The organism is Bacteroides timonensis (genome assembly GCF_000513195.1).
Classification (GTDB): Bacteria; Bacteroidota; Bacteroidia; order Bacteroidales; family Bacteroidaceae; genus Bacteroides; species Bacteroides timonensis.
In genome coordinates this window covers 1-3536 of sequence record NZ_CBVI010000080.1, presented here as the reverse complement: position 1 = coordinate 3536, position 3536 = coordinate 1, and the positions used below count along the sequence as shown (strand labels likewise).

2 protein-coding genes are annotated in these 3536 nt (G+C 44.1%); both read left to right on the top strand.

Annotated features, from left to right (window positions below; all coding sequences use genetic code 11):
- Positions 1-84 precede the first annotated feature (84 nt).
- The gene (locus tag BN161_RS14880) at positions 85-1482 is read left to right on the top strand and encodes a DUF4374 domain-containing protein (RefSeq protein ID WP_044267554.1); all 1398 of its coding nucleotides are present in this window, start codon (positions 85-87) and stop codon (positions 1480-1482) included.
- A gap of 93 nt (positions 1483-1575) precedes the next feature.
- On the top strand, positions 1576-2790 hold the full coding sequence (locus tag BN161_RS14875) for a PepSY-associated TM helix domain-containing protein (RefSeq protein WP_044267552.1): 1215 nt from the start codon (positions 1576-1578) through the stop codon (positions 2788-2790).
- The last annotated feature ends 746 nt before the right edge of the window (positions 2791-3536 follow it).

Here is a 3536-nt window from a genome sequence, read left to right as displayed (position 1 = left end):
GTTCATAACCCTATAGAAGCGAATTAGCTTCGCCAACTAGTATGTATAGTATAAACTAAGTTTAATATAAAAACTAAAAGTAAGATGAAGAAGAATAACTTTTTGACTGGATTTTTTGTAACTGCAATAACCGGACTGGCACTGACAGCGTGTACTGACAATGAGCCGAGCCTTGGTGGTGGCACCGAAGGTAGAGGTGAGTATGTGATAGCATCCTCTGTGACAGCTTCGGGAAATACTACGAACGTTCTATTGACTTCTGAAACATTGGATAAAGGAACGGTTTCCGCCATAAACAATGGCCTTGTGAATGACGGTGCGTCACAGTGGATATTTTATAAAGATCAATATCTGTATGGTTTGACCTACAATCAAGGTAATGCCGGTACTACCCGTTCATTCGTCATGAACTCAAATTATGAAATGGTGGCACGGTCGGGCGAGTATGCAGTGAAGCGGTTCACCAGCTATGGTATTTACGAGGGATATATCATCACTTCTTCTACAGGTGACGGATATACGGGGTATGCCGATGATAACGGTTACTTACCTAAAACATTCCTGCTTTCTTATCTGGATGTAGAGGCCGAAACTTATAAGACCAATGACACGCAAAATAAGGCCTATCTCTCAGAGAATTTCCTCGGAAATGGTGAGTTTGTGACACTGGCAGGTATTCTGCAACACGGCAACAAGATTTATAGCGCAGCTGTTCCGATGGGGTTGAGCCAGTATGGCGTAGCGTATAATAATGGCGAATGGGTGTTGTCGGGCAATCAAGACCTGATAAAAAAGGAAGACGGTGGCTCAAACAGCAGTAGCTATAAAAAAGGAGAGTTGCAATGGACGCAATATCCCAATGAATGTTGGATAGCCATCTTCGATGATGAGACTCTTACCAGCAAGAAACTGATCAGTACAGATAAAATCAGCTATGCTTGCGGACGCAATAAATCTCAGTATTACCAGACAATCTGGGAAGCGGACAACGGTGATATCTATGTTTTCTCTCCCAGTTATGCAAAGACGATGGATGATGTACGCCAACAGACCACTTTGCCTGCCGGTGTAGTACGTATTCCTAACGGCACGGAAGACTTTGATGATTACTATTGTGATCTGGAAGCTCAAAGTGGCGGAAAATCTTTCCTCCGTTGCTGGCACATTACGGGTGACTACTTCCTGATGTTGATGTATGACCGTCCTTTGACTGAAGAAGATTTTACCGCTAATCAACTGGCCATCTTCAAGGCGGGCGACAAGAAGCTGACTTATGTAACCGGCTTGCCTGAGACTAATTTGATTTCCGGTTTCGGCAACGCGCCTTATACCGATAATGGCAATGTTTATCTGACTGTAACGACAACCGAGGGTTATCCTGCCATCTACAAGATCAATCCGTCGAATGCCACTGCAACGAAGGGAGTTACCATTGAAGCTACTCAGATCAGCGGTGTGGGCCGGTTGATACCTACTAAATAAGCACAAAACCATTCATTGATTATAATTAGGGATAAAGAGCCTGCTGGTATGTGCCGGCCAGGCTCTTTTTTACGAACTTCATAAATTGACATAATGAGAAAGATATTCCGTGATATACACTTATGGCTTTCCGTTCCTTTCGGGATACTGATTACGTTGATCTGCTTTTCGGGTGCAGCACTGGTATTCGAGAAAGAAGTGATGGAACTTTGCCATCGCGAGCTCTACTTTGTGAAAAAGGTTGAGGCTGCTCCACTACCCATGGAGCAATTGATGACTAAAGTGGTGGCAAGCTTGCCCGATAGCGTATCAGTGACTGGCGTTAATATTTCGTCTGATCCTGAACGGGCTTACCAAGTCACGCTTTCCAAACCTCGTCGTGCATCTATGTATATGGATCAGTATACGGGTGAGATTACGGGTAAGTATGAACGGGCGCCCTTTTTCAACTTTATGTTCCGGATGCACCGTTGGTTGCTGGACAGCATGAAGCAGGATGGCGGCATCTTCTGGGGGAAGATGATTGTCGGCACCAGTACGTTGATGTTCGTGTTTATATTGATATCAGGTGTAGTCATTTGGTGGCCGCGTACGCGCAAGGCATTGAAGAATAGTCTGAAAATTGTAGCGAATAAAGGTTGGCGTCGCTTTTGGTACAACTTGCATGTAGCAGGCGGAATGTATGCACTTGTCTTCTTGCTGGCTATGGCTCTTACAGGATTGACATGGTCTTTCCAGTGGTATAGGACAGGATTTTATAAAACCTTTGGTGTGGAGGTGCAGCCCGGTATGGGGCACGGAAACGCGGCAGCTAATGCGACGGCCAAAGGCGGTAAGCAGGAGGGGAGTCCCGGAGGCAGAAGTGGAAGACCGGAAGGCAGAGGTGAACGTTCCGAAAGTCGGGAAGGCAGAAAACATTCACTCTATAGAAATTGGCAACAGGTATACGAACAGTTGGCCGAGGCAAATCCAGACTACAAGCAGATAAGTGTTTCCGATGGCTCTGCCAGTGTTGCTCTCCCTCGTTTCGGCAACCAGCGAGGAACCGATCGTTATAAGTTCAACCCCCGTAATGGCGAGATTACTGAAACAACACTCTATAAGGATCTGGATAACTCCGGTAAAATCCGTGGCTGGATTTATTCCGTGCATGTGGGCAGTTGGGGCGGTATGCTGACGCGGATACTGACTTTCATTGCAGCATTGATAGGCGCAAGCTTACCGTTAACGGGGTATTGTTTGTGGTTGCGCAAGAAGATAAGGCGGGAACCGACATCTCCTAAGTTCCTTTCTGCGGAAGAAAAATAAGATGCCGAATAGTGCTAATCACTTATCACTAAACCCTAATCACTTTTATTCCTTTCTGTAGGGTTTTGAATCTTTTCACCACGGAGTACACGGAGGTTTATAAATGGGAATTTAGCGGTGAGATGTCGGAGTATCTCAATTCCCCTCCTCCTCGGAGGAGGGGTGCCCAGAGGGCGGGGTGGTAGGTGGGAAAGAATTCCTTAATATTCTTATTAATAGGTATTTATTATTTTACCTACCACCTCCCCCTACGGGTACTCCTCCTCCGAGGAGGAGGAGAATTGAGATAGTTCTGCCTATTCATTCTCACCCCTAAATTATCATTCATCAGCATACCTATTCCTTTGCGAAACATGAATCAAGATCAATCTTACAACAAAAGAATTTGGTTCTTCGTCACTTTTGGTGGTAAAACAGACTATTTATGCTGATTATCAACAATATACCTGCATTTTACTTTAAAGTTAGTATAAGAGTTATAATTACCTAAAAATCTATCGTTTAATAAATTCTTTAACTGATTTTACCACCAAAAGTGACGAAGAGCCGAAATACATATTAATCATCTGTATATCAACTACTAATGCGCATATATACCGTTTCTTCATAATCTATGCAAAATCACCGTATTTACGGTACTAAACAGCCCTAATATCGTCAGATATGTGCTGGTTTTCGCCTTCGGTACATAAATAAGGCTGTAAATAAGACCGAAAAACGGTCTGTTTCCCGTTTACAAGAAGTTA

Coding starts and splice junctions, on each gene's coding strand:
- BN161_RS14880 (WP_044267554.1), top strand. CDS start 85: ATGAAGAAGAATAACTTTTTGACTGGATTTTTTGTAACTGCAATAACC.
- BN161_RS14875 (WP_044267552.1), top strand. CDS start 1,576: ATGAGAAAGATATTCCGTGATATACACTTATGGCTTTCCGTTCCTTTC.